Origin of the sequence: Roseibium sediminicola, assembly GCF_023156505.1 — a bacterium.
Lineage (GTDB): Bacteria > Pseudomonadota > Alphaproteobacteria > Rhizobiales > Stappiaceae > Roseibium > Roseibium sediminicola.
On sequence record NZ_JALNMJ010000006.1, the window covers coordinates 171,410 to 197,292 of the forward strand.

The 25,883-nt window shown below is 61.6% G+C and carries 24 protein-coding genes, 1 tRNA gene and 1 pseudogene; 18 read left to right on the forward strand and 8 right to left on the reverse strand.

The window, feature by feature from the left end:
* Positions 1-29 precede the first annotated feature (29 nt).
* The 5 genes from M0H32_RS11060 to M0H32_RS11080 all read left to right on the forward strand — a co-directional run bounded on the left by M0H32_RS11060 (position 30) and on the right by M0H32_RS11080 (position 5,758).
* A tRNA-Ile gene (locus M0H32_RS11060) sits at positions 30-106 on the forward strand.
* A gap of 272 nt (positions 107-378) precedes the next feature.
* Positions 379-1,508, forward strand: a protein-coding gene (locus M0H32_RS11065) for an IS3 family transposase (RefSeq protein WP_248153860.1) whose coding sequence is annotated in 2 segments (ribosomal slippage) — positions 379-637 and positions 637-1,508 — 1,131 coding nt in all. Because the reading frame shifts where the segments join, the coding sequence is not laid out codon by codon here.
* A 254-nt stretch (positions 1,509-1,762) separates the two neighbouring features.
* Positions 1,763-2,593, forward strand: a complete 831-nt coding sequence (gene map, locus M0H32_RS11070; RefSeq protein WP_248153862.1) for a type I methionyl aminopeptidase — start codon at positions 1,763-1,765, stop codon at positions 2,591-2,593.
* Positions 2,594-2,603: 10 nt separating this feature from the next.
* The gene (gene radC / locus M0H32_RS11075; RefSeq protein ID WP_248153865.1) at positions 2,604-3,314 is read left to right on the forward strand and encodes a RadC family protein; all 711 of its coding nucleotides are present in this window, start codon (positions 2,604-2,606) and stop codon (positions 3,312-3,314) included.
* A gap of 161 nt (positions 3,315-3,475) precedes the next feature.
* Positions 3,476-5,758: a bifunctional diguanylate cyclase/phosphodiesterase gene (locus M0H32_RS11080; RefSeq protein WP_248153867.1), complete on the forward strand. Its 2,283-nt coding sequence runs from the start codon at positions 3,476-3,478 to the stop codon at positions 5,756-5,758.
* 22 nt (positions 5,759-5,780) lie between these two features.
* Here the strand turns inward: M0H32_RS11080 and M0H32_RS11085 are convergent, their stop codons facing one another.
* Together M0H32_RS11085 and ppdK are read right to left on the reverse strand one after the other, a co-directional pair.
* Positions 5,781-6,737 (reverse strand): ArgK/MeaB family GTPase, encoded by a 957-nt coding sequence (locus tag M0H32_RS11085; RefSeq protein WP_248153869.1) that lies wholly within the window; start codon positions 6,735-6,737, stop codon positions 5,781-5,783.
* Between the two features lie 40 nt (positions 6,738-6,777).
* A complete protein-coding gene (gene ppdK / locus M0H32_RS11090) occupies positions 6,778-9,450 on the reverse strand; it encodes a pyruvate, phosphate dikinase (protein WP_248153871.1) in 2,673 nt (890 codons plus the stop codon).
* A gap of 36 nt (positions 9,451-9,486) precedes the next feature.
* On the opposite strand from ppdK, the gene M0H32_RS11095 reads away from it, so the two are divergent.
* Genes M0H32_RS11095 through M0H32_RS11105 form a run of 3 tightly spaced genes read left to right on the forward strand, consistent with a single transcriptional unit; the run spans position 9,487 to position 12,505 of the window.
* Entirely contained in the window at positions 9,487-9,801 is a 315-nt protein-coding gene (locus M0H32_RS11095; protein WP_248153874.1) for a hypothetical protein, read from the forward strand.
* A 21-nt stretch (positions 9,802-9,822) separates the two neighbouring features.
* The gene (locus M0H32_RS11100) at positions 9,823-11,610 is read left to right on the forward strand and encodes a tetratricopeptide repeat protein (RefSeq protein ID WP_248153877.1); all 1,788 of its coding nucleotides are present in this window, start codon (positions 9,823-9,825) and stop codon (positions 11,608-11,610) included.
* 13 nt (positions 11,611-11,623) lie between these two features.
* Complete coding sequence (locus M0H32_RS11105; protein ID WP_248153879.1) at positions 11,624-12,505, forward strand: 4-(cytidine 5'-diphospho)-2-C-methyl-D-erythritol kinase; 882 nt, start codon at positions 11,624-11,626, stop codon at positions 12,503-12,505.
* 72 nt (positions 12,506-12,577) lie between these two features.
* Here the strand turns inward: M0H32_RS11105 and M0H32_RS11110 are convergent, their stop codons facing one another.
* Entirely contained in the window at positions 12,578-13,594 is a 1,017-nt protein-coding gene (locus M0H32_RS11110) for a polyprenyl synthetase family protein (protein WP_425607311.1), read from the reverse strand.
* 174 nt (positions 13,595-13,768) lie between these two features.
* Here M0H32_RS11110 and M0H32_RS11115 point away from each other — a divergent pair, with 174 nt between their 5' ends.
* Both M0H32_RS11115 and M0H32_RS11120 read left to right on the forward strand, forming a co-directional pair.
* Positions 13,769-14,005: a putative signal transducing protein gene (locus M0H32_RS11115; protein ID WP_248153881.1), complete on the forward strand. Its 237-nt coding sequence runs from the start codon at positions 13,769-13,771 to the stop codon at positions 14,003-14,005.
* A gap of 1 nt (position 14,006) precedes the next feature.
* The gene (locus M0H32_RS11120; protein WP_248153883.1) at positions 14,007-14,807 is read left to right on the forward strand and encodes a tRNA1(Val) (adenine(37)-N6)-methyltransferase; all 801 of its coding nucleotides are present in this window, start codon (positions 14,007-14,009) and stop codon (positions 14,805-14,807) included.
* 20 nt (positions 14,808-14,827) lie between these two features.
* Here M0H32_RS11120 and M0H32_RS11125 read toward each other — a convergent pair whose 3' ends face one another.
* Both M0H32_RS11125 and M0H32_RS11130 read right to left on the reverse strand, forming a co-directional pair.
* On the reverse strand, positions 14,828-15,100 hold the full coding sequence (locus M0H32_RS11125) for an usg protein (RefSeq protein ID WP_248153885.1): 273 nt from the start codon (positions 15,098-15,100) through the stop codon (positions 14,828-14,830).
* Between the two features lie 150 nt (positions 15,101-15,250).
* The gene (locus M0H32_RS11130) at positions 15,251-15,598 is read right to left on the reverse strand and encodes a c-type cytochrome (RefSeq protein ID WP_248153887.1); all 348 of its coding nucleotides are present in this window, start codon (positions 15,596-15,598) and stop codon (positions 15,251-15,253) included.
* Between the two features lie 169 nt (positions 15,599-15,767).
* Here M0H32_RS11130 and M0H32_RS11135 point away from each other — a divergent pair, with 169 nt between their 5' ends.
* From M0H32_RS11135 to M0H32_RS11145, 3 genes are all read left to right on the forward strand, one after another.
* Positions 15,768-16,700, forward strand: a complete 933-nt coding sequence (locus M0H32_RS11135; protein ID WP_248153890.1) for an AAA family ATPase — start codon at positions 15,768-15,770, stop codon at positions 16,698-16,700.
* Between the two features lie 247 nt (positions 16,701-16,947).
* Positions 16,948-18,162 carry a vWA domain-containing protein gene (locus M0H32_RS11140; protein WP_248153892.1) on the forward strand — a complete coding sequence of 405 codons (1,215 nt, stop codon included), beginning with the start codon at positions 16,948-16,950 and terminating at the stop codon, positions 18,160-18,162.
* Positions 18,163-18,173: 11 nt separating this feature from the next.
* Positions 18,174-18,506: a pyrophosphohydrolase domain-containing protein gene (locus tag M0H32_RS11145; RefSeq protein ID WP_248153894.1), complete on the forward strand. Its 333-nt coding sequence runs from the start codon at positions 18,174-18,176 to the stop codon at positions 18,504-18,506.
* 162 nt (positions 18,507-18,668) lie between these two features.
* Here the strand turns inward: M0H32_RS11145 and M0H32_RS11150 are convergent, their stop codons facing one another.
* Positions 18,669-19,190, reverse strand: a complete 522-nt coding sequence (locus M0H32_RS11150) for a L,D-transpeptidase (protein WP_248153896.1) — start codon at positions 19,188-19,190, stop codon at positions 18,669-18,671.
* Between the two features lie 419 nt (positions 19,191-19,609).
* Between M0H32_RS11150 and M0H32_RS11155 the strand changes: the two are divergent.
* A pseudogene (locus M0H32_RS11155) lies at positions 19,610-20,077 on the forward strand (YceI family protein); the annotation flags it as partial.
* Between the two features lie 72 nt (positions 20,078-20,149).
* Here the strand turns inward: M0H32_RS11155 and M0H32_RS11160 are convergent.
* Positions 20,150-21,253 (reverse strand): branched-chain amino acid ABC transporter substrate-binding protein, encoded by a 1,104-nt coding sequence (locus M0H32_RS11160; protein ID WP_345779329.1) that lies wholly within the window; start codon positions 21,251-21,253, stop codon positions 20,150-20,152.
* Between the two features lie 243 nt (positions 21,254-21,496).
* On the opposite strand from M0H32_RS11160, the gene M0H32_RS11165 reads away from it, so the two are divergent.
* The 4 genes from M0H32_RS11165 to M0H32_RS11180 all read left to right on the forward strand — a co-directional run bounded on the left by M0H32_RS11165 (position 21,497) and on the right by M0H32_RS11180 (position 25,246).
* The gene (locus M0H32_RS11165; protein ID WP_248153899.1) at positions 21,497-22,024 is read left to right on the forward strand and encodes a flavin reductase; all 528 of its coding nucleotides are present in this window, start codon (positions 21,497-21,499) and stop codon (positions 22,022-22,024) included.
* Between the two features lie 56 nt (positions 22,025-22,080).
* A complete protein-coding gene (locus M0H32_RS11170) occupies positions 22,081-23,085 on the forward strand; it encodes a P1 family peptidase (protein WP_248153901.1) in 1,005 nt (334 codons plus the stop codon).
* 67 nt (positions 23,086-23,152) lie between these two features.
* The gene (locus M0H32_RS11175; protein ID WP_248153903.1) at positions 23,153-23,668 is read left to right on the forward strand and encodes a DUF3833 family protein; all 516 of its coding nucleotides are present in this window, start codon (positions 23,153-23,155) and stop codon (positions 23,666-23,668) included.
* A gap of 90 nt (positions 23,669-23,758) precedes the next feature.
* Positions 23,759-25,246, forward strand: a complete 1,488-nt coding sequence (locus tag M0H32_RS11180; protein ID WP_248153905.1) for an MltF family protein — start codon at positions 23,759-23,761, stop codon at positions 25,244-25,246.
* Positions 25,247-25,256: 10 nt separating this feature from the next.
* Here M0H32_RS11180 and M0H32_RS11185 read toward each other — a convergent pair whose 3' ends face one another.
* Positions 25,257-25,838, reverse strand: a complete 582-nt coding sequence (locus M0H32_RS11185) for an NAD(P)H-dependent oxidoreductase (RefSeq protein WP_248153907.1) — start codon at positions 25,836-25,838, stop codon at positions 25,257-25,259.
* Positions 25,839-25,883 lie beyond the last annotated feature (45 nt).

Sequence of the window (25,883 nt, forward strand, 5' to 3'; positions counted from 1 at the left end):
CGCGGGCCTGCTCATGGCGGTCCTGCCGTGGGCCTGTAGCTCAATTGGTTAGAGCCGTCCGCTCATAACGGATTGGTTGGGGGTTCGAGTCCCTCCGGGCCCACCACTCCACTTTCGGGGTGTTGGCTTTCTTGCATTTTTTCCTCTTTTTGTCCCACTCGATTTGCGGTGAGAAGTAAGTGGGACATTTTTTCGTCCCGATGTGTTTTCGAGATGTGCAAACGCCGATCTGGCGAGACGTTCCTGTTCGGCCTTTTTGGTATAGATCCGAGCAGTTTTAGAGTCGCTCCAACCGAAGACGGCCATGAGCTGATATGGACCTTTCCCGGATTTGTACCGCTCCTTTGACTTGGTATTTTGCCACAAAGGAGAATGTTCATGGCATCACGTCACGGCGCGGAGTTCCGCGCAGAAGCAGTCCGGATTGCGCTGACCAGCGGCTTGTCCCGTAAGCAAGTTGCCAAAGATCTCGGTGTTGGTTTCTCGACACTGAACCGTTGGATACAGAAGGGCCGGCGCGATCCAGGGAAACCGGCCACACAATCTGACCTTGAAAAGGAGATAGCGGAGCTTCGCCGAGAGAACCGCCTACTCCGGGAGGAGAGGGAGGTGTTAAAAAAGGCCACCCAGTTCTTTGCGGAAAGAAGCAAATGAGGTTTGCATTCATCGCGGAGAACCAAGGTGTTTTGCCGGCTTCCAGATTATGTCATATCATGAACGTCAGTCCCCGGGGTTACCGGTCCTGGCGGGATCGCCCTGTAAGTGACCGGCAGCGTAAGGATTTGGTCGTGCTTGCTCATATCCGGGAGCAATTTCGGTTGTCGCTTGGCAGCTATGGGCGTCCTCGCATGACCGAAGAACTGAAGGAGCTCGGACTTGATGTCGGTCATCGGCGCATTGGACGGCTGATGCGTGAGAACGCGATCACGGTGACAAGGAGCAAGAAGTACAAGGTGACAACCGACAGCAATCACAGGTTCAACATCGCGCCAAATCTGCTGAACCGGGACTTTTCTGCTGGCCGGCCGAACCGGAAATGGGCTGGGGACATCAGCTATGTGTGGACCCGGGAGGGCTGGCTCTACCTGGCTGTCATCCTCGATCTGCATTCCAGACGTGTGGTTGGTTGGGCTGTGAGCAACCGGATGAAACGCGATCTTGCCATCCGGGCCCTGAACATGGCCATCGCCCTGCGCCGTCCGCCCAGAGGCTGCATTCACCATACGGATCGCGGCAGCCAATATTGCTCTCACGACTATCAGAAGCTTCTGCGCCAGCATGGCTTCCAGGTCTCAATGAGCGGAACTGGGAACTGTTTTGATAATGCCGCCGTGGAAACCTTCTTCAAAACGATCAAGGCCGAGTTGCTGTGGCAGAAATCATGGGCCTGTCGCCGCGAAGCTGAAATGGCCATCTTCGAATACATCAATGGCTTCTACAATCCGCGCCGGAGGCACTCGGCTCTGGGATGGAAAAGCCCCTTGGCTTTCGAAGCAAAGGCCGCGTAAATGAGAACTCGGAGCGGCATCAAAACGTGACAGGTCCATCTCACGTAGCTGGCTTGGAAAAAAAGCGCAAGACGCTCCATCGGATTTGCCCGGGCAGCGATCAAGTTTCCACCTTCCCAGTCTTTTTGCCGTAACTGGAGCTGGAAATTGGCGGCCGCGGGCGGTATGTGATCAGATAACTCAAAAACACCGGACCCGGCCGCACCAGCGAACATGGGCAGGCACCCCGGATAAGTGCGAGACACGGACACCCCATGGTCAGCTATATCGACGCCGCCGAAGCCCCCTTGAAGAACACCGGACAGGTGCGCCTCTACGGCCCCGAGGATTTCGAGGGAATGATGCGCGCGGGACAGCTGACAGCCGCCTGCCTCGACGAGCTGGCCGATATGGTCAAGCCGGGAACGACCACCCAGGAAATCGACGATTTTGTCTATCAGTACGGCCGGGACCACAACGCTCTGCCGGCGACCCTGAACTATCGCGGCTACACCAAGTCGAGCTGCACCTCGATCAACCACGTCGTCTGCCACGGCATCCCGAACGACAAGGCCCTGCGCGAGGGCGACATCGTCAATATCGACGTCACCTTCATCCTCGACGGCTGGCATGGCGATTCCAGCCGCATGTATCCGGTAGGCCAGTTGAAGCGGGCCGCCGAGCGCCTGATCGATGTCACCTACGAATCCCTGATGCGCGGCATCGAGGCGGCCAAACCCGGCAACACCACCGGGGATATCGGCCACGCGATCCAGTCCTATGTCGAGGCCGAGCGCTGTTCCGTGGTGCGCGATTTCTGCGGCCACGGCCTTGGCCTTCTGTTCCACGACACGCCGAACATCCTGCATTACGGCCGCCCGGGCGAAGGCGTCGAGCTGAAACCCGGCATGATCTTCACCATCGAACCGATGGTCAATCTCGGCCGGCCCCATGTCAAAGTGCTCAGCGACGGCTGGACCGCGGTCACCCGCGACCGTTCGCTGTCGGCCCAGTTCGAGCATTCCATCGGCATCACGCCGGAAGGCTGCCAGATCTTCACCACCTCGCCCAAGGGCATTCACAAGCCGGGACGGCCCGACGACTGACCAGGAGCGTATGAACCAGAAGACCTTCGACGAGTTGGCGCCAAAGTCCGAACCGGACCACAAGGGCCACCGCCAGAGACTGAGGCAACGGTTCCGTAAAACAGGCGAGCAGGGTCTCGCCGACTACGAGCTTCTGGAATTCCTGTTATTCTCCGCCCTGCCCCGCCAGGACACCAAGAAAATCGCCAAGGCGATGCTGCAGCGCTTCGGCTCGTTTCCGGCCGCCCTCGCCGCGCCCCGGGAACGCCTGAAGGAGATCCCGGGCCTCTCCGACATCAGCATCGATGCGATCCAGGCCGTGCATGCGGCAGTCATCCGCTATCACAGCGCGGGACTGGAGCGGAAACAGATGCTCGGCAGCTGGCAGACGGTGATCGACTATCTGCAAGCGGCCATGGGCCATGCCGGTGTCGAACAGTTCCGGGTGCTTTTTCTGGACAAGAAAAACGCGCTGATCGCCGACGAGGTTCAGCAGACGGGCACGGTCGATCACACGCCGGTCTATCCGCGGGAAGTGATCCGGCGGGCGCTCGAACATTCGGCAACGGCAATCATTCTGGTGCACAATCACCCGTCCGGCGACCCGACCCCGTCGCGCGCGGACATCAAGATGACGCGGCAGATCATCGACATCGCAGAGCCGCTCGGCATCACGGTTCACGATCACATCATTGTCGGGCTACGTAAAAATGTCAGTTTCCGTAGCCTAAATCTGATCTGAGGCCTGTCATCTTCTGGCAATGTTCAAAAGCAGCCAAATATCTTTTCACCCTTGAATAAACAAAATCGGCATTTTTTCCGCTTTACCCTTATTTTACTATAGTTCTGCGGCATTCCTTAACCGAGATCGACAATACTCTGCCCAAACAACTGGGCACGTGTATGTACAATTCGTCTAAAAATTCAGGTGGCCGTATCGCGAACGCGATCATCATTCCGATGGTCGTGGTTGTCGCGATATCGGTTGTCGGCATTTTTGGGCTGATGCACTGGTCGGCACAGCTTTCGGACGAAGCCGCGGAACAGTCGCAGCACAAGCTCATTGCCGGCGCGCTGAAACTGACCGAGAGCTATCTGGTCAAGCTGCAGAACGGCGTTGTCATCTGGGACGAGGCCTATCACCAGGTCAACCAGCCTGAGCCGGATCAGGGCTGGATCTATGACAACATCATGCATTGGCTGTTTCAGAATCACGGCTTCACCAAGTCGATCCTGGTGAACCGGGATTTCGAACTGTCGACGGTTTACGCCCAGAACCACACCAGCAAGTGGATGACGCCGGAACTGTTCGCGGCGTTGGAGCCAGCGCTCGCAAAGGTACGGGCCCGCTACATCACGTCGTTCAGACGCACGCCTTCGGGGCTTTACAGTTTCATTCCCCAAAGCAGCGACGCCCGCCGGTCGATTGCCGAGACGGGGATCGTGTCCCTGGCCGGCGAACCCTACCTCTTCAGCGCCGCGGCCGTCATGCCGCAGATCCAGTCCATCTCCAAGGACCGCGAACCGCCGTCGGTCCTGGTGAGCTTGGTGCCTTTGCGCGGTGAAAAACTTCAGGACATCTCCGAGATGTCGCGTCTTGACGGGTTTGTGCTGACGAACGTGCAGAACGGCCGCACCGGTGTTGGCCGCTATCAGCTCAAATCGCCTCTCGGCGAAAATGTCGGCCTGATTGCCTGGCAGACCGCCCAGCCGGGCACCCAGATGATGCGCCGGATCAATCCGTTTCTGGCGCTGGCCGCCTTCATGATCACCGCCGTCGTGATCCTGGTAACGCTGTTCACCCGCCAGATGACCCGGCGGCTGGCCCGCAGCGAATCCAAGGCGGTGCACGCGGCCCGTCACGACGCCCTCTCCGGTCTCCCCAACAGAGCGCGCTTCCACGCGCTTCTGACGGACATCCTGGAAGAAAGCACCTTCAGGGAAACCAATACCGCCGTCGTCTATATCGACCTCGACCATTTCAAGGATATCAACGACACGCTCGGCCATTCCGCGGGCGACAAGGTCATCGTCGCGGTCGCCCAGCGCCTCCGGCGCGTCATTCCCGAGACAGGCATCGTCGCGCGCATCAGCGGCGACGAGTTCGCAATGGTTATCAGGGACTGCGAGGACGACGTCTGGCTGGAATATATTCTCGACCAGGTCCAGGACGAAATCGGCCGGCCGATCATGATCGGCCGCCGGGAACTGTTCGCCAGCCTGTCCATGGGCGCCGCAATTGCCCCGCGCGACGGCAACGATCCGGATGAATTGCTGCGCAAGGCCGACATTGCCCTTTACGATGCCAAGGCCAACGGGCGCAACCGGCGGTCCTTCTTCGAACCCGGCATGGAACATCATGTCCAGTCCAAGGACAGGATGTCCCGGGACCTCCGGCTTGCCCTGAAAAACGACGAACTGGACCTCGCCTACCAGCCCCAGACCGACACCAGCGCGAAGCGCATCGTCAGTGTCGAGGCCCTTGCCCGCTGGACCAAGGAAGACGGCACGGTCGTGGCGCCGTCCCAGTTCATTCCGGTGGCCGAAGAAACCGGCCTGATCAACGATCTCGGCATCTGGGTCCTGAACAAGGCCTGCGCCAAGGCGCATGAATGGCCGGGCATCGTTGTCTCGGTCAACGTCTCGCCGAACCAGTTCAAACATCCGCGTTTCGTGGAAAAGGTGATGGCGATCCTGGCGGCCAACAACCTGCCGCCACAGCGGCTTGAGATCGAAGTCACCGAGACCGTCTTCGCCGGCCGCAACGATTCCGTCCTGAAGGCCCTGCGCCGCCTGAAGAATCTCGGGGTCAAGGTCGCCCTGGACGATTTCGGCTCCGGCTATTCCAGCCTAAGCTATCTGCGCCGGTTCCCCTTCGACACGCTGAAAATCGACCGGGATTTCGTCTCGGACATGAACGGCAACGCGGAAGCCGAAGCCATCCTGGTGTCGATCATCCAGCTCGGCAAGGCCCTCGGCATGACCATCGTCGCCGAAGGCATCGAGACCATCGAGCAGATCCGCTTCCTGCAGGCCCATGACTGCCACCGGATGCAGGGCTACTTTATCTCCAAGCCCCTGCACGAGGCCGCCCTCACCCAGTTTCTGGATGACTTCAACAAGGACAGCGGCGGCAACGGTTTCGGCACCGATTTGAGCTTCCAGGCCCGCGCCGCAAAGGTCTGAACGACGCCTTGTTCCAACTAGCCTAAACCCCCAGCAGGCTGTTCATGCTCGCGCTGAAGGCGGCAAAGCTTGCGAAAGGCGTCTGCCGGGCCTGCTGTAGCCAGAAAACCTGCTGATCCCGACCGCACAGCCGCAGCCCGGCCTGACCGTATTGCGTCCGGACCATGTCCCTGAACCATTCCACATGCTGCGCCTGCCGCCGGTCTTTCAGCAGACCGCGCGCAGCCATATGCGCCCGATGCCCATCCATGTGCGCAACCAGCTCCGGTAGCCCATCCAACGTCTGGGAGGAGACCTCGCAAACGGGCACCTGCCAGCCATCGCCACCCGCGCGCGCCAGCGACAAGGCTCCCTTGACATCGGACGCGGCCCGGCGCGCCAGCACGCCCATATCCGCCTTGGTCACCGCGACGATATCCGGCAACTCCATGATGCCGGCTTTCATGAATTGCAGACTGTCGCCGGAGCCCGGTTGAATGCACAGAACCACTGTGTCGACCGCGTGTTTCAGATCGCCTTCCGACTGACCGATGCCGACGGTTTCCACGATCAGCCGGTCGCAGACCGCCCGCAGCACCGCGATGGCCGCAATCGCTTCGTCCGACAGGCCGCCGAGCCGGTCTCGGGCGGCCATGGAGCGCACGAAGACACCGTCATCGTCCGGATCGGTCTGCAGCCGGGTCCGGTCGCCAAGCAAGGCGCCGCCGGTCACGACCGAGGACGGGTCGATGGCAAGAACGCCAACCCGGTGCCCTTCGGCCCGGAAGGCTCTGATCAAAGCATCGGTCAGACTGGATTTTCCGACACCGGGCGGTCCGGTCAGGCCAAGCACCTGAGCCATCGGTTCGGCCGACACCCGGTCGAGAAAGGCGGCCGTCTCCGCGTCACCGGCATGGGTTTCCAGGCGCGTCAGAACGCGCGCCAGCTGGCGTTTGCCGCCGGCGCGCAAATCCTCAAGCTGCGGAAACTTTCCGCTCACCGGGACCTCCCTTTGGTCCGCGCCTGATCGGACAGGCCGGTCAAGCGTCCTGCTTGGCTTTCAGGGCCGCCTGGGCAGCCGCCAGCCGGGCGATCGGCACGCGGAACGGTGAGCAGGACACATAGTCGAGCCCGACGCTTTCGCAGAAGGTGATCGATGCCGGATCTCCGCCATGCTCGCCGCAAATGCCGAGCTTGATGTCCGGCCGGGTCGACCGGCCACGCTCGACGCCGATCTGGATCAGTTCGCCGACGCCTTCCTGGTCCAGGGACACAAACGGATCCTGTTCCAAAATGCCCCGGCTCTGATAGGTGCCGAGGAAAGAGGCGGCATCGTCGCGCGAGATACCGAAGGTCGTCTGGGTCAGATCGTTGGTACCGAAGGAGAAAAATTCGGCGGTCTGGGCAATCTCGGCCGCCTTCAGCGCCGCGCGCGGCAGTTCCACCATGGTGCCGATCTGATAGTTCAGCTCCGTGCCGGTTTCCGACTTCACGGCTTCGGCCATGGCGTCGATGCGCTCACGCACGAGATCCAGTTCGCCTTTCAGGCCAACCAGCGGCACCATGATTTCCGGCACCACCGGCGCGCCGGTCACCTTGGCGGCCTCGACGGCGGCCTCGAAGATCGCCCGGGCCTGCATTTCGGCGATCTCCGGATAGGACACCAGCAGCCGGCAGCCGCGATGGCCGAGCATCGGGTTGAACTCTTCCAGGGCAAGCGCCCGGTCGCGCAGCAGCTCCGGGTCGGCGCCCATCGCCTTGGCAACCTCGCCGAGTTCCTCGTCCGATTTCGGCAGGAATTCGTGCAGCGGCGGATCGAGCAGACGGATGGTCACCGGCAGGCCGTGCATGATCTCGAAAATGTCGGTGAAATCCTGACGCTGCATCGGCAGAAGCTTGGCCAGCGCCGCCCGGCGGCCCTCTTCCGTTTCCGCCAGGATCATCTCGCGGACGGCGATGATGCGCTCACCTTCAAAGAACATGTGCTCTGTGCGGCAAAGCCCGATGCCTTCGGCACCGAATTCCCGCGCGACCTTGGCGTCCTGCGGTGTCTCCGCATTGGTTCGCACGCGCATACGGCGGCCCCGGTCGGCCCAGCCCATCAGCGTGCCGAAGTCGCCGGACAGGGTCGGCTGCAGCATCTCGACCTCGCCCATCAGCACCTGACCGGTCGCCCCGTCGATGGTGATGGTGTCGCCCCCTTTCAGCTGCCGGCCGGCGGCATTGATGACACCGTTGCGATAGTCGATCCGGAGCATACCGGCACCGGCGACGCAGGGCTTGCCCATGCCGCGGGCAACCACCGCCGCGTGGCTGGTCATGCCGCCGCGGCTGGTCAGGATGCCCTCGGCGGCATGCATGCCGTGAATGTCTTCCGGGCTGGTTTCCACCCGCACCAGAATAACCTTGCGGCCTTCCGCCTTGGCTTTTTCCGCTTCGTCGGAAGAGAAGACGATGGCGCCCGAAGCCGCGCCTGGCGAAGCCGGCAGACCGGTGGTGACCACGTCCCGCTCGGCCTTGGGGTCAATAGTCGGGTGCAGCAGCTGGTCGAGCGCGGCGGGCTCAACCCGGAAGATCGCCTCCTCCTCGCTAAGCACGCCTTCGGCCACCATGTCGACGGCAATCTTGAGCGCGGCCTTGGCGGTGCGTTTGCCCGCCCGGGTCTGCAGCATCCACAGCTTGCCCTTTTCGATTGTGAATTCCAGGTCCTGCATGTCCTTGTAATGCGCTTCCAGACGGTCGCAATAGGACTGGAACTCGGCAAAGGCCTCCGGCATCAGCGCTTCCAGCGACGGGCTGGACGAGCCGGCCTCGATCCGGGCCTTTTCGGTAATGTCCTGAGGCGTGCGGATGCCGGCGACGACATCCTCGCCCTGGGCATTGACCAGGAATTCGCCGTAAAGCGCCTTTTCCCCGGTGGACGGATTGCGCGTGAAGGCAACGCCGGTGGCCGAGCTTTCGCCCATATTGCCGAACACCATCGCCTGAACGTTGACAGCCGTGCCCCAGGAGGCCGGCAGATCGTGCAGGCGGCGATAGGTCACCGCACGCGGCACCATCCAGGAACTGAAGACGGCACCAATGGCGCCCCAGAGTTGCTCCTGGGGATCCTGCGGGAACGGCTTTTCCAGTTCCTCTTCCACCAGGGCCTTGAACTTTTCGATGATGCCGAGCCAGGCGTCCGCGTCGATGTCGGTGTCGAGCGTCAGCTCGTTGCGTTCCTTGTATTCCTCGATGATTTCCTCGAACTCGTGATGATCGAGGCCGAGAACAACGTCGGAGTACATCTGGATGAATCGGCGGTAGCTGTCATAGGCGAACCGGCGGTCGCCCGCTTCCCGGGCGATCGCCTCGACAGTCTGGTCGTTGAGGCCCAGATTGAGCACGGTGTCCATCATGCCCGGCATGGAAACGCGGGCCCCGGAGCGAACCGACACAAGCAACGGCCGCTCGGCGTCGCCGAAAAGTCGGTTGGTGGCCACGCCGACCTGTTCCATTGCCGCGCCCACCTGGGCTGCGAGCGTATCCGGATAGGACTTGCCGTTGTCGTAATACCAGGTACAGACTTCGGTAGTGATCGTGAAACCGGGTGGGACCGGCAGTCCGAGACTGCTCATTTCGGCAAGGTTTGCACCTTTTCCGCCCAGAAGGTTGCGCATGTCCGCTGCGCCTTCGGCGGCACCGTTGCCGAAATTGTAGACCCACTTGGTCATATGTCATTCTCCTCGCCTGGGGCAGGTTGCGGCCGCGTGGCCCTGGACGGCAGGCAACGCCCTGCCAGGATCAACCAACGGCCCGCCCGATGTGCTTTCCGCACGAAAACCGTCAGACCTGGCTGCGCGATCAGCGCGCCCGGTCTTTTTGCACCGCACATTCCTGCTACGGCAAGTGCCGGTCTTCAAGCCCTTTTTGGCAGAAAGCCGCCTCCACGCACCATTAGTCTTAGTAATTACGACGATGAGCAAAATCAAAAGGATTTAAACCGTCAGAAAGTTATCCCGGCCGCCTTGCCGGTCAGCCTTAAAGACGCCATTGTCAAAGGCAATAAGCAACAATCCTTCTGACGAAAGACCAAAGTGCGAGGAATGATGACACAAAAGACCGGCGCCGTTGCGAAACCGGACCGTAAGCCCTTGAGGCTGCAGCTCCTTGCGCTGGTCAGCGTGCTTGCTCTCGTCCCCGCGGCGGCGGCGGCCGAAACGTCCGCCGAATCGGTCTCCTATGGCACCCCCTCGGACCTGCCCTTCACGCTCTCCGGCAGCTACTTGTCTGGCCGGCTTGCCGGCTTTGAAAAAGATTTCGGCCATGCAGCCGCTTTCTACGAAGAAACTCTCGCGGCCGATCCCTCCAATGCAATGCTGCTCGAGCGCACGTTCCTGTTGAAGCTGGCCAATGGCGATGTCGATCAAGCGGTGCGTTATGCCGCCGAGATGGAAGCCGCGGGTCTTCAGAATTTTCTTGCCCAGCTGACGCTCGGCGGCGCCAAGATGGTCGAGGGCAACTATGCCGAAGCCGACGAAGCTCTGTCCAAGGGGCGCAACGGTCCGCTGGCGCAGCTCTCCATCGGTGTGTCCCGTGCCTGGGCCCTTTATGGCAGTGGCAAGATCGATGAAGCGCTGGAGGTGATCGACAACCTGAACGGACCGGACTGGTTCGAGGTTTTCAAGGCCACCCACAAGACCCATCTGCTGTTTGTCGCGGGCCGGAACCAGGAAGCGCTGCAATCGGCTGAAAGCGCTTATGCGATCGATCAGGGCGCGATCCGGGTCGTCGATGCCTATGCCCGCGTTCTGGCAGCCAACGGTAGACAGAAAGAAGCCCTGGAAGCGCTTGACCGCTATGACGCGCAGTTCCGCGGCCATCCCAAGCTCGACGAGACCCGCGCCATGATCCAGAACGGAGACGTGGTGCCGCCGATGGTGACCGATCCCTCCGCAGGCATGTCGGAAATCCTGTATGGCCTGGGCGCCGTGATCGGCCGGGATGGCGGTGAGGAATTGTCGACCTCCTATCTGCAGCTCGCACTCTACCTCGATCCCACCGCCGAATTCGCCGCCATTGCCCTTGGCAGCGTCTTTGAGCGGATGGAACAGCCGGACCGCGCCATCGAGGCGCTGGTCAAGGTTCCCGCGGACAGCGTCTTGAAACGGGAAGCCGAAATTCAGGTCGGTCTGAACTACAACGAACTGGATCAGGTTGAAGAGGCCCGCTCGCATCTGGAAGCCCTCATCAAGGACGACCCGTCCGACCTCGAGGCGGTGATCGCGCTTGGCAACATCCTGCGCGCCCGCGAGATCTACGAGGACGCCGACAAGATCTACACCCAGGGCCTGGACACAATCCCGGAACTGGAAAGCCAGCACTGGTTCCTGCTCTATTTCCGCGGCATCGCACGCGAACGGCTGGGCAAGTGGGAGCTGGCGGAGGCCGATTTCCGCAAGGCACTCGAACTCAACGACAACCAGCCGCTTGTGCTGAACTATCTCGGCTATTCGCTGGTCGACCAGGGCCTGAAGCTCGACGAGGCGCTGAACATGATCAAGACGGCCGTGGATCTGCGGCCAACGGACGGCTATATCGTCGACAGCCTCGGCTGGGTCTATTTCCGCCTCGGCCGCTACGAAGAAGCGGTCAAGGAACTGGAACGGGCCATTGAGCTGCGCCCTGCCGATCCGGTCATCAACGATCACCTCGGCGATGCCTATTGGATGGTCGGTCGCCGCAACGAAGCCCGCTTCCAGTGGAACCATGCCCGTGATCTCGGTCCGGAGGAAAAGGAACTCCCCAAGATCCTCGACAAGATCGCCAACGGCCTGAAGGACGTGCCGGGTACCGACGCGGCCAAGGCCGAAACCGGCAAGAACGGCGGCTGACCGGAACGCAGTCATGGCCTTTGCCTCCGCTCCGTCTCCCCGGGTGGAACTCGCCCGGGCGAAAGTGAATCTCGCCCTGCACATTACCGGCCGGCGCGACGACGGCTATCACCTTCTCGATTCCCTGGTCGCCTTCCCGCAGATCGGCGACCGGGTTGCCCTGGAACCTGCCCCGGCGCTGGACCTCAAGCTTGAAGGCCCCTTCGCGCGCGAATTGGCGGGTCCAGCCGGCGACAATCTGGTGCTGAAGGCGGTCCGCCGCTTTGCCGAAACCGCCGGCATCGACCTGCCATCCCTGCGCCTGACGCTCACCAAGCGGCTGCCCGTCGCCTCCGGCATCGGCGGCGGCTCCAGCGACGCGGCAACGACCTTGCGTCTGCTGGAGGACTTTACGGGGACCTACCTCACCGAAGAGACCATGCACGTCCTCGCCCTGTCTCTCGGAGCCGACGTGCCGGTGTGCCTCTTTCCCGAACCGCAGCGCATGCGTGGCATCGGCGACGACCTCTCGCCCGGTCCGGTTTTGCCCAGTTGCGGAATTGTGCTGGTCAATCCCAAGGTCGGCGTGTCGACGCCGGACGTGTTCAACGCGCTGTCAGAGCGCAACAATGCCGCCCTGCCCCTGATTCCAGACCGTTTCGAGTCGTTGGCCCAGCTGGCTGCCTACCTGGCAAGCTGCCGCAACGACCTGCAAGGGCCGGCTGTGGACCTGTGCCCGGAGATCGGAGCGGTCCTGTCCGCGCTGGAGGCGGATGCCCGAATAGACTTTGCCCGCATGTCAGGGTCCGGAGCGACCTGTTTCGGGCTCTGCGAGCTCTCCCAAGCCATGGAAATCGAGCGCGAATTGCGACAGGCGCATCCGCACTGGTGGATCGCCTCCGGGCCATTGTCCTGACCGGGAAAAACAAACACCTGCCCCAAATTCTGGAGCAGGTGTTATTTTTTTGAATTCAAAACTTTACGGCGATCAGCTCACACGAGAGATGCAGAAGGCAACCGCGTCGGCCAGTGCGTCGTTATGCGGTCCGGCCGGCAAGGTCTCAAGAGCCTTCAGCGCGTTGCCGCCATAGGCTCTGGCACGCTCGACGGTTTCGGCCAGCGCATCGTATTTTTTCAAAAGCTCGATCGCCTGTTCCAGGTCGCCGTCGGCGATGTCCTCGCCCTCCAGGCAACGCTTCCAGAAAGCCCGGTCGGCGTCGGTGCCACGCGCGATCGCCAGCACCACCGGCAGGGTGATCTTGCCTTCGCGGAAATCGTCGCCGACATCCTTGCCGAGGTCGGCCGACGAGCCACCGTAATCGAGCGCGTCGTCAACAAGCTGGAAAGCGTAGCCGAGTTCCATGCCGTAGCTGCGGGCAGCCTGCTTCATGGCCTCGCCCTGCCCGGCGATCACCGGGCCGACTTCGGCGGCGGCGGCAAAGAGCGCCGCGGTCTTGGCTTCGATCACCCGCAGGTAATCGGCTTCGGAGGTGGCGATGTTCTTGGCCGCACCGAGCTGCAGCACCTCGCCTTCCGCAATCACTGCGGACGCAGTCGACAGAATGCGCAGGGCCTCCAGGGAGCCGACATCGACCATCATCTTGAAGGCCTGGCCGAGCAGATAATCGCCAACCAGCACGCTGGCCTGGTTGCCCCAGAGCTTGCGGGCCGCCAGTTTGCCGCGGCGCATGTCGCTTTCATCGACGACATCGTCATGCAGCAGCGTCGCGGTATGCATGAACTCCACGCTCGCCGCCAGCGTCACGTGCCCCTTGCCCTCGTAACCGAACATATCCGCGCAGGCGAGCGTCAGCATCGGCCGCAAACGCTTGCCGCCGGAGGAAATCAGATGCTTGGCGATCTCGGGAATCAGCTCCACATTTGAGCCGGCCTTGGAAAGGATCAATTCATTGACGTCGCCCATGCCCGCGGACACGAGATCCAACAGAGCCTGAATGCTCGGCTGACGCGGCTGATCGTCGGAATAGGTTGCAACAACGGCCACTTATGGCACTCCCTGAATATTTGTGCGGACAATATGGCGCCAAGGCCTCCGGGGCAAGCCGCCATTCCATTGACAAACGCTTGAATTGCCGCGATCAGCGGGTTTTGGTGTAGACCTGTGGTTAACACCCCGAGACGACACTGCTGAAGCCGAACCGCTAACTCCGGGAAACATATGGAAGAACTCGTCAGAACCAACGATCCTGTCCTGATTTCATTTCTGGAATCGATCCTCGAGGAGGCCGGCATCAAACATTTTGTCGCAGATGGCAACATGAGCATTCTGGAGGGCTCGCTTGCCATGATTCCCAGGCGCATTCTGGTTGATAGCGGCCAGATCCAGGTGGCCCGCATGCTGGTGCGCGATGCCGGTCTGGAACATGAACTGCGCCCGGAAGGCGGTGAGGCCTGAGATGACGGTGCCGACGGAATTGGCGGACGCGGTGACCACCCATGACGCGTTTCTGGGCGGCAAGGTCTATGTGCATCAGCCAAGGCGCGGCCGGCACCGGGCCGGTCTCGACGCGGTCTATCTGGCTGCCGCACTGCCCGACGGCACCAGAGGTCACGTGGTCGATCTCGGCGCAGGTGTCGGCACCGCCGGCTTTTGCGCCGCAGCACGCCTGCAAGACATCACCGTCACGCTGGTCGAGATCGACGCGACGGTCCTGGATCTCGCCCGCCAGGGTCTGAAGGATCCGGCAAATGCCGCTTTCGCCGACAGGGTCTGCGTGCTGGAAGCCGACATCACCGCCAAGGGCACCTTGAGACACGCGGCCGGCCTGCCCCCATCTCTGGCTGACCACGCCATCATGAACCCGCCCTATTACGAAGCGGAAAAGTTTCGCGCTTCGCCCAATTCGGCCCGGGCCGGCGCGCACATGCTGGACGATCGCGGCCTGGAACCCTGGGCACGCACGGCAACGGATATCGTCCGGGAGGGTGGCAGCCTGACCGTGATCTTTCGCGCCGACGGCCTGCGCGAACTTCTGAACGTGCTGCAGGGCCGCTTTGGCGCGATCGATGTCATTCCCCTGCGCCCACGCCCGGACGCGGCGGCGACCCGCGTTCTGCTGCGCGCCATCCGCGCCAGCAAGGCTCCCATGCAATTGCTGCCGGGGTTTGTGCTGCACGAGGGCGAAGGGTCCGATTTCACAGCCCAGTCCCGCGCTGTCATGCGCGACGGCGAAGGCCTGGGACTGACACCGCGCTGACCTCTCCGTCGGGCACCCGGTCAGTGAATGACGATTTCACCGTCCGCGTAGCGGAAATCGACTGGTTGAATCAGCCTTTGGTGCGCGACCCGCACGGAATGGATACTGCCGTCGATTTCCCGTTCCCAGAAATTCAGGAACCGGTTCAGTTCCGGAAATTTCGGCGCCAGGTCTTCCGTCTGCCATAGAAAACTCTGCAGCAGCTGGGGATGATCGGGAATGCGGTACAGGATTTCCGCGGTCAGCAGTCCGTAACCGAGAAGCCGCTTTTCAAAGTCAGAGCTGGTGTTCATGCCAATCCTTTCTTCCTTGAAAGAAAAGAGTGTCACGCCAAACCGGTTAACCAAACCCAACTTTAGGAGAATTCCTGTTCATAAACAGCACTTTAGCAGCAGTCGAGCACAACTGCTAACACTACACCGTCTCACGGTCCGCCAACGGCTTCACTTGGTTTGGATGGAGCTCAAATAGCCCAAAAAGGCGTCGATGTCATCCGGGGCGAAGGCAAATTCCGGCATATTGTCATGGGCGGTGACAATGCCCTCGGCCAGCGGCTCTTCCAGACTTTCCAGCGGATAGCGTTTTGCCAGATCCCGGAACGCGGGCGCTCCTTCCTGCGCGCTGACATCTTCCGCTGTGACGGCATGGCAGGCAGCGCAGTGGATTTCCGCCAGCTCCCGGCCCGAGGCCAGGCTGACCGGATCGGTCGGATAAGCCCCGTCTGTCGCCAGAGCCGCCGAGGTGGCCCCGATGGCAAACATCAGCCCAAGATACAATTGGCGTCGCAGCAACGTGTCTCTCTCCCTTGAATCAGTCGTCGTTTTATAGAAGGTTCTGGAAAAGAAGCCCATTAGGGGGAACACGGTGGCCAGGTTTTCTTTTGCCGACCATCCCGGACCCGTGTTCCGCAGGACCTGCCCGCCTATATTACCAGAACACCGCTTATCCGCTGGAGGAACCATGATCCCGCTGCCCGCCACCATTGACGACACCCTCGCCCTGATGGATCAGGCCGGTTATGTAGCGGACAGGTCCCTGGCGACCGTGCTGCATCTCGCGCTGAAAATGAAGCGGCCGCTGTTCCTGGAAGGCGAAGCCGGCGTCGGCAAGACGGAAATCGCCAAGGTTCTGTCCACGACCCTCGGCCGTGACCTGATCCGCCTGCAATGTTACGAGGGTCTGGATGTCTCCTCGGCGGTCTATGAATGGAATTACCCGGCCCAGATGGTCGAGATCCGGGTGGCGGAAGCGGCCGGTGACACCGAGCATTCGGAACTCTCCAAATCGATCTTTGACGAGCGGTTCCTGATCAAAAGACCGGTTCTGCAGGCGCTCGAACCCTCGCTCTCGGGAGCGCCGGTGTTCCTGATCGACGAACTCGACCGGGCCGACGAGGCTTTCGAGGCCTTCCTTCTGGAAGTGCTTGCCGACAATCAGGTCACCATTCCGGAGCTCGGCACGGTCAAGGCAACAGAGCCCCCGATCGTCATCATCACCTCCAACCGCACCCGGGAGATCCATGACGCGCTCAAGCGCCGCTGTCTCTATCACTGGGTCGACTATCCGGACGCGGAACGCGAACTGGAAATCGTCCGCCGCAAGGTGCCCGGCGCCGCCGAACGGCTGGCTGCCGAAGTCGTTGCCTTCGTCCAGAAACTGCGGGCCGACGAGGACCTCTTCAAACAGCCGGGCGTCGCCGAGACCCTGGATTGGGCGACCGCCCTCTCCGAACTCAACGAAATCGCCCTTGATCCGGACATGGCCTCCGACACGCTCGGTGTGCTGTTGAAATACCAGGACGACATCGAGCGCGTGCGCGGCTCCAAGGTCCGTCAGATGGTCGAGGACATCCGCAAGGACGCACCCCAGCCGCGCTCCATGCCGGCGGTTTGACGGGCAATGTTCCTGGTTGAACCCCCACCCCTGTCCCCTTCCCACAAGGGGGAGGGAGACCACGGCGCCAACGCTCGCTGTCCTCGCCAACCGAGCGAGAAAGGGTCAGGTGTAGACGTCTGCCTAGGCAACTTTCCAACCCTAACTGAAAAGACGCAGCCTCTGCCGCCAGGTCTCCCTCCCCCTTGTGGGGAGGGGATAGGGGTGGGGATTCCTTGCAAAGAACTTCAAGCCCTTGGAAGCCACCATGCCCGCCTCCCCTGAACTGCGCTCCCGGATCACCGACAACATCGTCTATTTCGCCCGCACCCTGCGCAAGGCAGGTGTCCCGGTCGGGCCGGCAACGGTGGTGGACGCGGTCGCGGCGGTTGAGGTCAGCGGCGTTGAGAGCCGCGACGATCTCTACTGGACCCTGCATGCTGTCTTCGTGCGCAAGCGCGAGCACCGGATCCTGTTCGACGAGGCCTTCCGGATCTACTGGCAGAGCCGCGGCCTTATCGAGAAGATGCTGGCCGTGCTGTCTCCGGTTGCACCGCCCCGCGGGACACCGGAAAAGCCCAAGGCCGGTCAGACCCGCGTCTCCCAGGCCTTCGAGGCCGCCAAGGAACGGGTGGCGGAGGAAACCGTGCCGCAGATCGAGGTGGACGCGAAGTTCACCGTATCGGGCAAGGAACTTCTGCAGACCAAGGACTTTGCCCAGATGACGGCGGCGGAGATCGAGGATGCAAAACGGGCGCTGCGCGCCATGACCTTGCCGATGGACCGGATCCGTCTGCGCCGGCTCAAGCCGTCGCCCAAAGGCAGGATCGACCCGCGCCGCACCTTGAGAGCCTCCATGCGCGCCGGCGGCGACATCATCGACCTGAAATTCCGCAAACCGGCCGAAAAGCGTCCGCCCCTCGTGGTGCTCTGCGACATTTCCGGCTCCATGAGCCAGTATTCCCGGCTGCTGCTGCATTTCCTGCATGCCGCCACCGCCGAGCGGCGCGACGTGCATACATTCTTGTTCGGCACGCGATTGACCAACGTCACACGCCAGCTCCGGATGAAGGATCCGGACGAGGCGCTCGAAGCCTGCTCCGAAGGCGTCGAGGACTGGTCCGGCGGCACCCGCATTGCCTCGGCGCTCAATGATTTCAACCGGCACTGGTCGCGCCGCGTGCTTTCCGGCAAACCGACGGTGCTCCTGATCACAGACGGTTTGGAACGGGATACGGACGAGGATCTGGAGCGCGAGATGGACCGGCTGCACCGGTCGTGCCGCCGCCTGATCTGGCTCAATCCGCTGCTCCGCTTCGATGGCTTCGAGGCCAAGGCGAAGGGCATTCGTGCCATGCTGCCCCATGTCGACGAATTCCGCGCCGTGCATTCCCTGGACGCGGTCGCCGACCTGGTCGCCGCTTTGACAGGTCCGGGCAGTGTCAACGAAAGAACCGACCCGAAACGCTGGCTCACCGCCTGAAGGATTTCCAAGTGCCAGAAAAGACCTTGTCCGAGATTGAAGCGGGCGTTGCAACCGTCTCCGACATCTACGCGGCGCGCTTCGACATTGAGCGCGACAGCACCTGGTATCTTGCCAAGCTGACTGAGGAACTCGGCGAACTCACCGCCGCGGACCTGAAATGCAATGGCAAGGCACGAACCAATGGGGAAACCGCAGCGAAGCGGAAGCAGGCGCTGGTAGAGGAAACCGCGGATCTCTTTGCCCACCTGCTTTTGTTCTGCCGGGACCGGGAGATAGATCTGGAAGAAGCGGTGCGGGGCAAGTGGCTGAAATATTTGGCGGCGGAGCGAACGGGCACCTGAGCCGACGATGTTTCCCGGAAGAAGAAACCCCACCGGTCTCGTGTTGGGGCACTGGAGGCCGGTGGGGTCATTCGAGAGGGTCGATCTAAACCCGGACGAACTATATATTCAAATTATCGAAACTAAATGCGGCAAGCTGTCCCAACGGCGCGAATGCGGGTTTCAGGGCAGCGCCACGACCGGTGTCCTGACGTTCACCCGCTGGTAGAGATCCTGAATGTCGTGATTGGCCATGCGGATGCAGCCATAGGAGACGGCGCGGCCGATGGAGCCCGGCCGGTTGGTGCCGTGAATGGCATAATTGCCGTTGGACAGCGTCATCGCGGCAACGCCCATGGGGTTGTTCGGTGCCCCGCCCTTGATAAGAGTGGGCAGATTGGGGTGGTCCCGGCGGACTTCCGGCGACGGAGCCCAGTCGGGGCGGACATATTTCGCCGTGATGAAGGCCTGCCCTGTCCAGGATTTCCGGGTCTTGCCGACCGCCACCCGATACCGGATGGCCCGGTTGCCGCGCAGCACCAGATAGAGCCGCTTTTCGGAATTCTTGATCACGATCGTGCCCGGCCGGAACCGGGCATCCGAGAAGCCGACCAATTCGGCGGCTTGCGCCGGCAGGCCGGCCGCAAGGCAGACAAGAAGTGCAAATGTCGGCACAAATACGCGAAACAAGAAAGCCGGACGCATGACGATCCCCGTTGAGTGTTCCGGAGACTAGCCTGTCCAAGCCCTTGAAAGAACGTGCGGTGCGCTATTTTCTTAACCCAAGGTTAACGCAAGCAGGCCGTCTTTGCCGGTCTGACGGCAACAGGAATGCGGCCCCTGTGACGACCGTCACTATGCCGCCGAAGGGAAAAAGGGATACTTCCAGCAACGGCTCCGGGAAGAGAGCGACATGAGACTGCGGCGCGGACCGCCGCCCCCGATTGCTTCAACACGCCCGTTCAAGGACCTTTGAGATGATTTCTATTCAGTTCCGTAAAAACAGCACCGTTCCGCGCCTTCGAAACGCCTTCACAGCCGTCTTTGGTCTTCTCGCGGTTGCCGCTGTCCCCCTGCCTGCCACCGCCGGCCCGTTGTCAGGCACCTAAACACTCTCGCCGGCGCAGGTCGACACCGGCTTTTCCGTCAAGGTGCTCGGCGGGAAACCGGTCACAGGCGAGTTCAAGACAGTCTCCGGCAAGATGGTCCTGGACGAAAGCCGGCCCGAGAAGAGCGAGGTCAGCGTCAAGGTGGATCTCAGAAGCGTTTCCACCGACAACTACAAGGTCACCGGGTTTCTGAAAAGCGCGGCCATGTTCGATGTCGCCAATCATCCGGTCGCAACCTTCCAGAGCACGCGTGTGCGCATGACCGGCCAATATTCCGCCGATGTCGAGGGAACGCTGACCCTGCGCGGCCAGACAAAACGCACCAAGCTGTCCGTCAAGCTCACCGGCAACAAGGCCAATGGTCATGTCGGCTTCGAGGTGTCCGGCGGCTTCTTCAGGAGTTTTTACGGTATGAAGGCCGGACAACCGATCTATGCGGACAAGGTCAACCTGAAAATCAGCGGCACCGGTCGCAGGGGATAAGACGTTCGCTCCGGCTCGGCATTGAAAAACTGCGCCTTCATGGGGGCGCAGCTTTTCTGTTTCGAAAGCTGCCTATTTGCGCTGCGGCGCACCGTCCCGCCATTCGTACCAGACATAGGCCGGCACACCCGCATCGCCCTTGTGGTCAAAGGAGACGTTGCCCAGAACCGTATCGAAGGACCCGGTGCCGAGTTCCTTCGATACGGCGTTCAGCACAGTGCTCCCGGCTGAGTTGGCAGCCTGCGCCCAGGCCTGGATCGCGGCATAGGTGGTCAGCGCATAGCGTTCCGCGGGCAGCCCGGCCTCCTCAAGCGCGGCAACGGCCTTTTGCGCCGTCTCCATCTGACGCGGGATCTCCGGATAGGTCAGAAGAGTGCCCTCGCCGGCCGGGCCCGCCACCGACCAGAATTCCTCGGTCATCAGCGCGTCGCCCGAGATCAGCACCGCGTCGAGTCCCTGCCGGGTCATTTCCAGGCGGATCAGTCCGGCTTCCGGGTGATAGCCGCCGAGATAGACCACACCGACATTCTGGAGCGCCAGCTGCGAGACAAGACCGCGATAATCGTCCTCGCCGGCATCGAAGCCGAGCGATAGGCTCTCGTTTGTGCCGAGGCTGTTCATCACCGCCTTGACCGCATCCACAAGCCCCTTGCCATAAGCGGTCTTGTCATGCAGGAGCGCAATACGTTCAACGCCATAGTCGGACGCCAGCAAACGGCCCGCGGCCTCCGCCTGCTGGTCGTCGCGCGGCGCCAGTCGGAAAACGCCTTCACCCGGCCGCTCATCTGTGAATTTCGGCAAGGTGGTCGCCGGCGAGATTTGGACAATGCCTGCATTCGCATAGACTTCGCTTGCCGCTACCGACGCGCTGAAGCAGAAATGGCCGGCGACAAACACCACGCCCTTGCCGATCAGCTGGTTGGCGACGGCAACCGCCTTGTCCGCGTCGCAGCCGTCATCGACCGCCTCCAGAAGAAGCTCTTCGCCGTTGACCCCACCGGCCGCGTTGACATCCGCGACCGCCTGGGCGGCGCCCGCCAGCATCTGTTCGCCAAAGGCGGCGAACTGGCCTTCCATGGGCCCGGCGACCGCGATCCGGATTTCGGCGAAGGCCGGCGTTGACAGCAGACTGCCTGCCAGAAGACACACAGCCGCAACGCGTTTCTGAAGCATCATCCGCCTCTCCAGCGATGGTTTATTGACTTGTTATCCCTATGGTCAGGACCCTAGCGCGAGCGGGTACCGAGCTCAATCCGGGCTACGATAAAATGCTGGCGCCGGGGCTATTCAGGTGCCATATGCGGTCGAGGGATACCGACACCGGTACGGGTCTAGGCACCGCCAGCCGGCGCGCTTACACTCCCGCCGCATCGATCGACCCGACTGATTCCCGCGCCGAACGCCCAAGGAGCCGAGTTCATGTCCACTCCCCCGCCGGATCCGACCGATCAGGACAGGCTGCCGCTGGACACGACAATCTTTCGCGAAGCGATGAGCCGCATCGCTGCGGCGGTTCACGTGGTAACCACGGACGGCCCCGCTGGACGCATGGGCGCAACCGTTTCCGCAGCCTGCTCCGTCAGCGACAATCCCGCCAGCATCCTGATCTGCCTTAACCGTGGTATCCGCATTCACGACGCGGTTCTGGAAAACCGCTGTTTCTGCCTGAACACGCTCAGCGACGACCACGAGGACATCTCCGATACGTTCGCCGGCCGCGACAAGCTGGAAATGCCCGACCGGTTTGCCAAGGGCGAATGGACAGTTCTGGCAACCGGCTGCCCAGCCCTCGACAGCGCCCGGCTCAGCGTCGATTGCGAAGTACATTCTGTGACGGAAATGGGAACCCATTCCATCATCGTCGGAACGGTCACCGATCTGCGCATGACCGATCCCGGAAAATCCCTGCTCTATGTGCGGCGTGGTTACAAAAGCCTCGACACATAAGACAAGGACGCGCAAACTCGACCCTTTCCGCACCGCATCACGGGACGCCTTAGCTCATGGCTGGACAACGCAATCTGATCACCGATGTTCCCGGCCTGAAGGTCGGCAATGCGTCTGATCAGGACCTGAAGTCGGGGGCAACCGTACTCGTCCCGGACGAGCCGGCCGTGGCGTCAGTGGCCATTCACGGCGGTGCTCCGGGCACCCGTGAAATCGCGCTTCTGGAGCCGGAACAGACGGTTGAGAAAATCGACGCGGTCGTGCTGGCGGGCGGCTCGGCCTTCGGCCTTGATGCCGGCGCGGGCGTTCAGGGACGGCTTGCCGAATTGGGCTACGGCTTTCAGGTCGGACCTGTTCGGGTGCCGATCGTGCCGACGGCAATCCTGTTCGACCTGCTCAATGGCGGCGACAAAAGCTGGGGCCAGGCGGCCCCCTATCGCGATCTCGGCCGCTCCGCGCTCGACGCCATTGGCCACGATTTCGCGCTTGGCTCCGTCGGTGCCGGCACGGGAGCGACCACGGCCAATCTGAAAGGCGGGCTCGGTTCCGCCTCGCAGGTCCTGGACAACGGCGTTACCGTCGGCGCCATCGTCGCTGTTAATGCACTTGGCAGGGCCACCGTCGGCGATACAGCCCATTTCTGGGCCGCCCCGTTTGAAATCGGCGACGAGTTCGGCGGCCGCGGCCCAGCACATCCGCTTCCCGCCGACAGCACCACCGTGCGCACCAAGCTGGACGGCCTGAAGGCCGGCGCCAACACCACGATCGCCGCAGTTGCCACCGATGCGATCCTGACCAAGGGCGAAGCCAAACGCCTCGCGGTGATGGCCCATGACGGCCTTGCCAGGGCCCTGTGGCCGGCGCATACGCCGCTTGATGGTGATCTGGTCTTTGCCCTGTCCACCGGCCAGCGCCGGCTGGAAAACGGCCTTGAGGACATGGTGCAGCTGGGGGCAGCCGCTGCCTCCTGCCTGGCCCGGGCCATCGCCAGGGGCATCTACCACGCCAGCCCCGCCCCTGAAGATCCCGTACCGACCTGGCGGGACCGGTTCGGCTCCTGAGATTAATCCGCAAGACGCCGGCGCCCGTATCAAGAGCACCTTCAGCTCAAGCGAGGCACCGCGACCCATGGCTTTCTTCCGGATCTGTCTGTTTCTCCTGTTCTCCGTTTTGGTGAGCGCCAGCGCTCCCGCCTTGGCAAAACCGCTTGTCCTTGAGGAATTTTTCAAGGGACGCACCGTTGGCAAGGGTGTGTTCGAAAGCAAGTTCGCCGGGGTCTATAGGCCCTTCACCGTGTATCTGACCGGTCGCTGGGATCCGCACAGTTTCACGCTGCGACTGCGCGAAGACTTCGTTTATGACGATGGTGAACGCGATACCAAGACCTGGTTCTTCCAGAAAGTTGCCGAGGACAGATATGTCGGTCAGCGCTCGGATGTGATTGCACCGGCGAATATTCGGACGGATGCGGATGGTGCCCTCAGGTTTTCCTATGTCGCGGAACTGAAAACGGAGAACGGTCCGCTTCTGCTGCGCTTCGACGACACCCTTCAGAAGGTCGACCGTAGAACGGTGCGCAACACCGCCAGGGTCATGAAGGCCGGCATAACCATTGGCACAGTTGACCTGACATTCACCAAGTGAAACCACAGTTCGGCCGAAACGGCCTTTGCGCTTGATTGACTTCTCAATCGTGCCTTTACTGCGACGGCAAGGTCAGTCCGCGAGGTCAAGATGCTGCCGCAGAGAGCCGGGAAATTCATTCTAATTCTTCGTTTTGCCTTGCCGCTTGTGGTTCTGGCCGGTATTGGCGTGCCCCTATCCACCGCCAGCGCCATGGGCACGGGCCTTGAAAAGGTGCTGGAAGACAAGCTGCACGAACCTTTTCACGGCGATTTCGAAGCCCTGATCAAGCGCGGTTTTGTCCGGGTTCTGATCCCGTTCTCAAAATCCGGCTATTTCATTGACAAGGGCGTCCAGCGTGGCAGCGCTGTCGACTTGATGACCGAATTCGACAAGTATCTGGCCAAGCGCCACGGCAAAAAGATCCGCGAGGCGAAGCTCGTGCTGATCCCGACACCGAGGCAACGCTTGTTTTCAGACCTTGCCGAGGGACGCGGCGACCTGGCTATCGGCAATCTGACCATCACCCGCGACCGGGAAAAGCTGGTGGCCTTTTCCACCCCGTTGCTAACCGGCGTGGCCGAGGTCCCCGTCACCCTCAACACGGTTGACGATTTGCCGTCTCCGGAGGCTCTGGCCGGCCAAACGCTCCATGTCCGGCCTTCAGCGTCTTACTTTGAGAGCCTTCAGAAACTGAACCGGAACTTGAAGACCAAGGGCAAGACCCCTGTCGATATCGTCAAGATGGACGAGCACCTGGACGACGCGGACCTCCTGGAAATGGTTGCGGCCGGAGCCCTTCCGATGGTGATCGTCGACAAACACAAGGCCGATCTCTGGCTGCAGGTCCTGGACGGTCTGAAGATCCATGAGCGGGCGGCGGTGCGCACGGACGGTGAAATCGCGATTGCCGTCCGCAAGGATGCCCCGGATCTCCTCAAAGAAGTGAACGGCTTCGCGGCCACGGTGAAGAAGGGAACGCTGCTCGGGAACATCCTGTTCAGGCGCTACCTGCAGGAAGCCACCTATCTAAGAGACATGCGCAGCAAGGACTATCAGAGTGCTCTCGCCAGCTTGCGCAAGGTTTTTCAGAAATACGGTTCGGAGTACAAAATCGACTGGCTGCTGATCGCCGCCCAGAGCTTTCAGGAATCGCGGTTCGATCCCAAGGCGCGCAGCCATGCCGGCGCGGTCGGGCTCATGCAGATCAAGCCGGCAACGGCTGCCGGAGATCCGATCAACATCAAGGGGATCGACGGCGATGCCGACAAGAACGTCCACGCCGGCGTGAAATATTTGCGCTTTCTCGCCGATCACTATTTTCCTGAACTGAAGTCGAAGGAAGCCAACCAGACGTTCTTCGCTTTGGCCGCCTATAATGCAGGCCCCAGCCGCTTTGAGCGGATGCGCGAAAAGGCCAAGAAACACGGCTATGACCCGGACGAGTGGTTCGGCAACGTGGAATGGATCGTGGCCTCGGAAATCGGCCGTCAGCCGGTCGATTATGTCGGCAACATCTATCAGTATTACGTTGTCTTCTCCAACGAACAGCATCGCGAGGAAGCCGGTGCCGCTGACGGATCAGCGGCACGGAAGTAAAGGCGGCGGTTCACGCCACGCTGCGGCCGAGGTCGGCCGCGCGGCCAATCATCTTTGCGCGGCTTGCGTCATCCGAGCCGCGAATGGGCGAAAACATGTGATAGCCCTTTGGCTTCAGACCGCAGAAATCGAGGATCTGCTTCTCGGTCTGTTTCCGGACGCCGGCGCCATAGATCCAGCGGAAATACCAGCCGGGCGTGTCTGAGGTGACCAGCACTTGCGAGGTGCGCCCCTTGAGCAGTTTTTCCGGTAACGGTTTTCCACGAACATATTGAAAAGCCGTTCCGGGAAGCAGGATCCGGTCAAACAGGCCCTTCAGCTTGGCCGGCAGCCCGCCCCACCACAGCGGATGGGCCACGACAAAATGTTGGCACCAGGTGAGATCGTCCCAGATCGCCTGCAGATCCGGCTCCAGCGGCTTGGCGTCCTTGAAACTCGAAACGCCGAAATCCGGATCGAAGGCCAATTCCGCCAAATGGCGAAGCCTTACCTCGTGTCCCTGCTCCCGAGCCCTTTCGGCATATTCCCGTGCCAGGGCACCGCAAAAGGCGCCTTCGGCCGGATGTCCATCCAATACAAGTATGCGTGTCATGTCTGTTCCTGTGTACGTGTTCGATCAGCCAATTAAAATTGACCG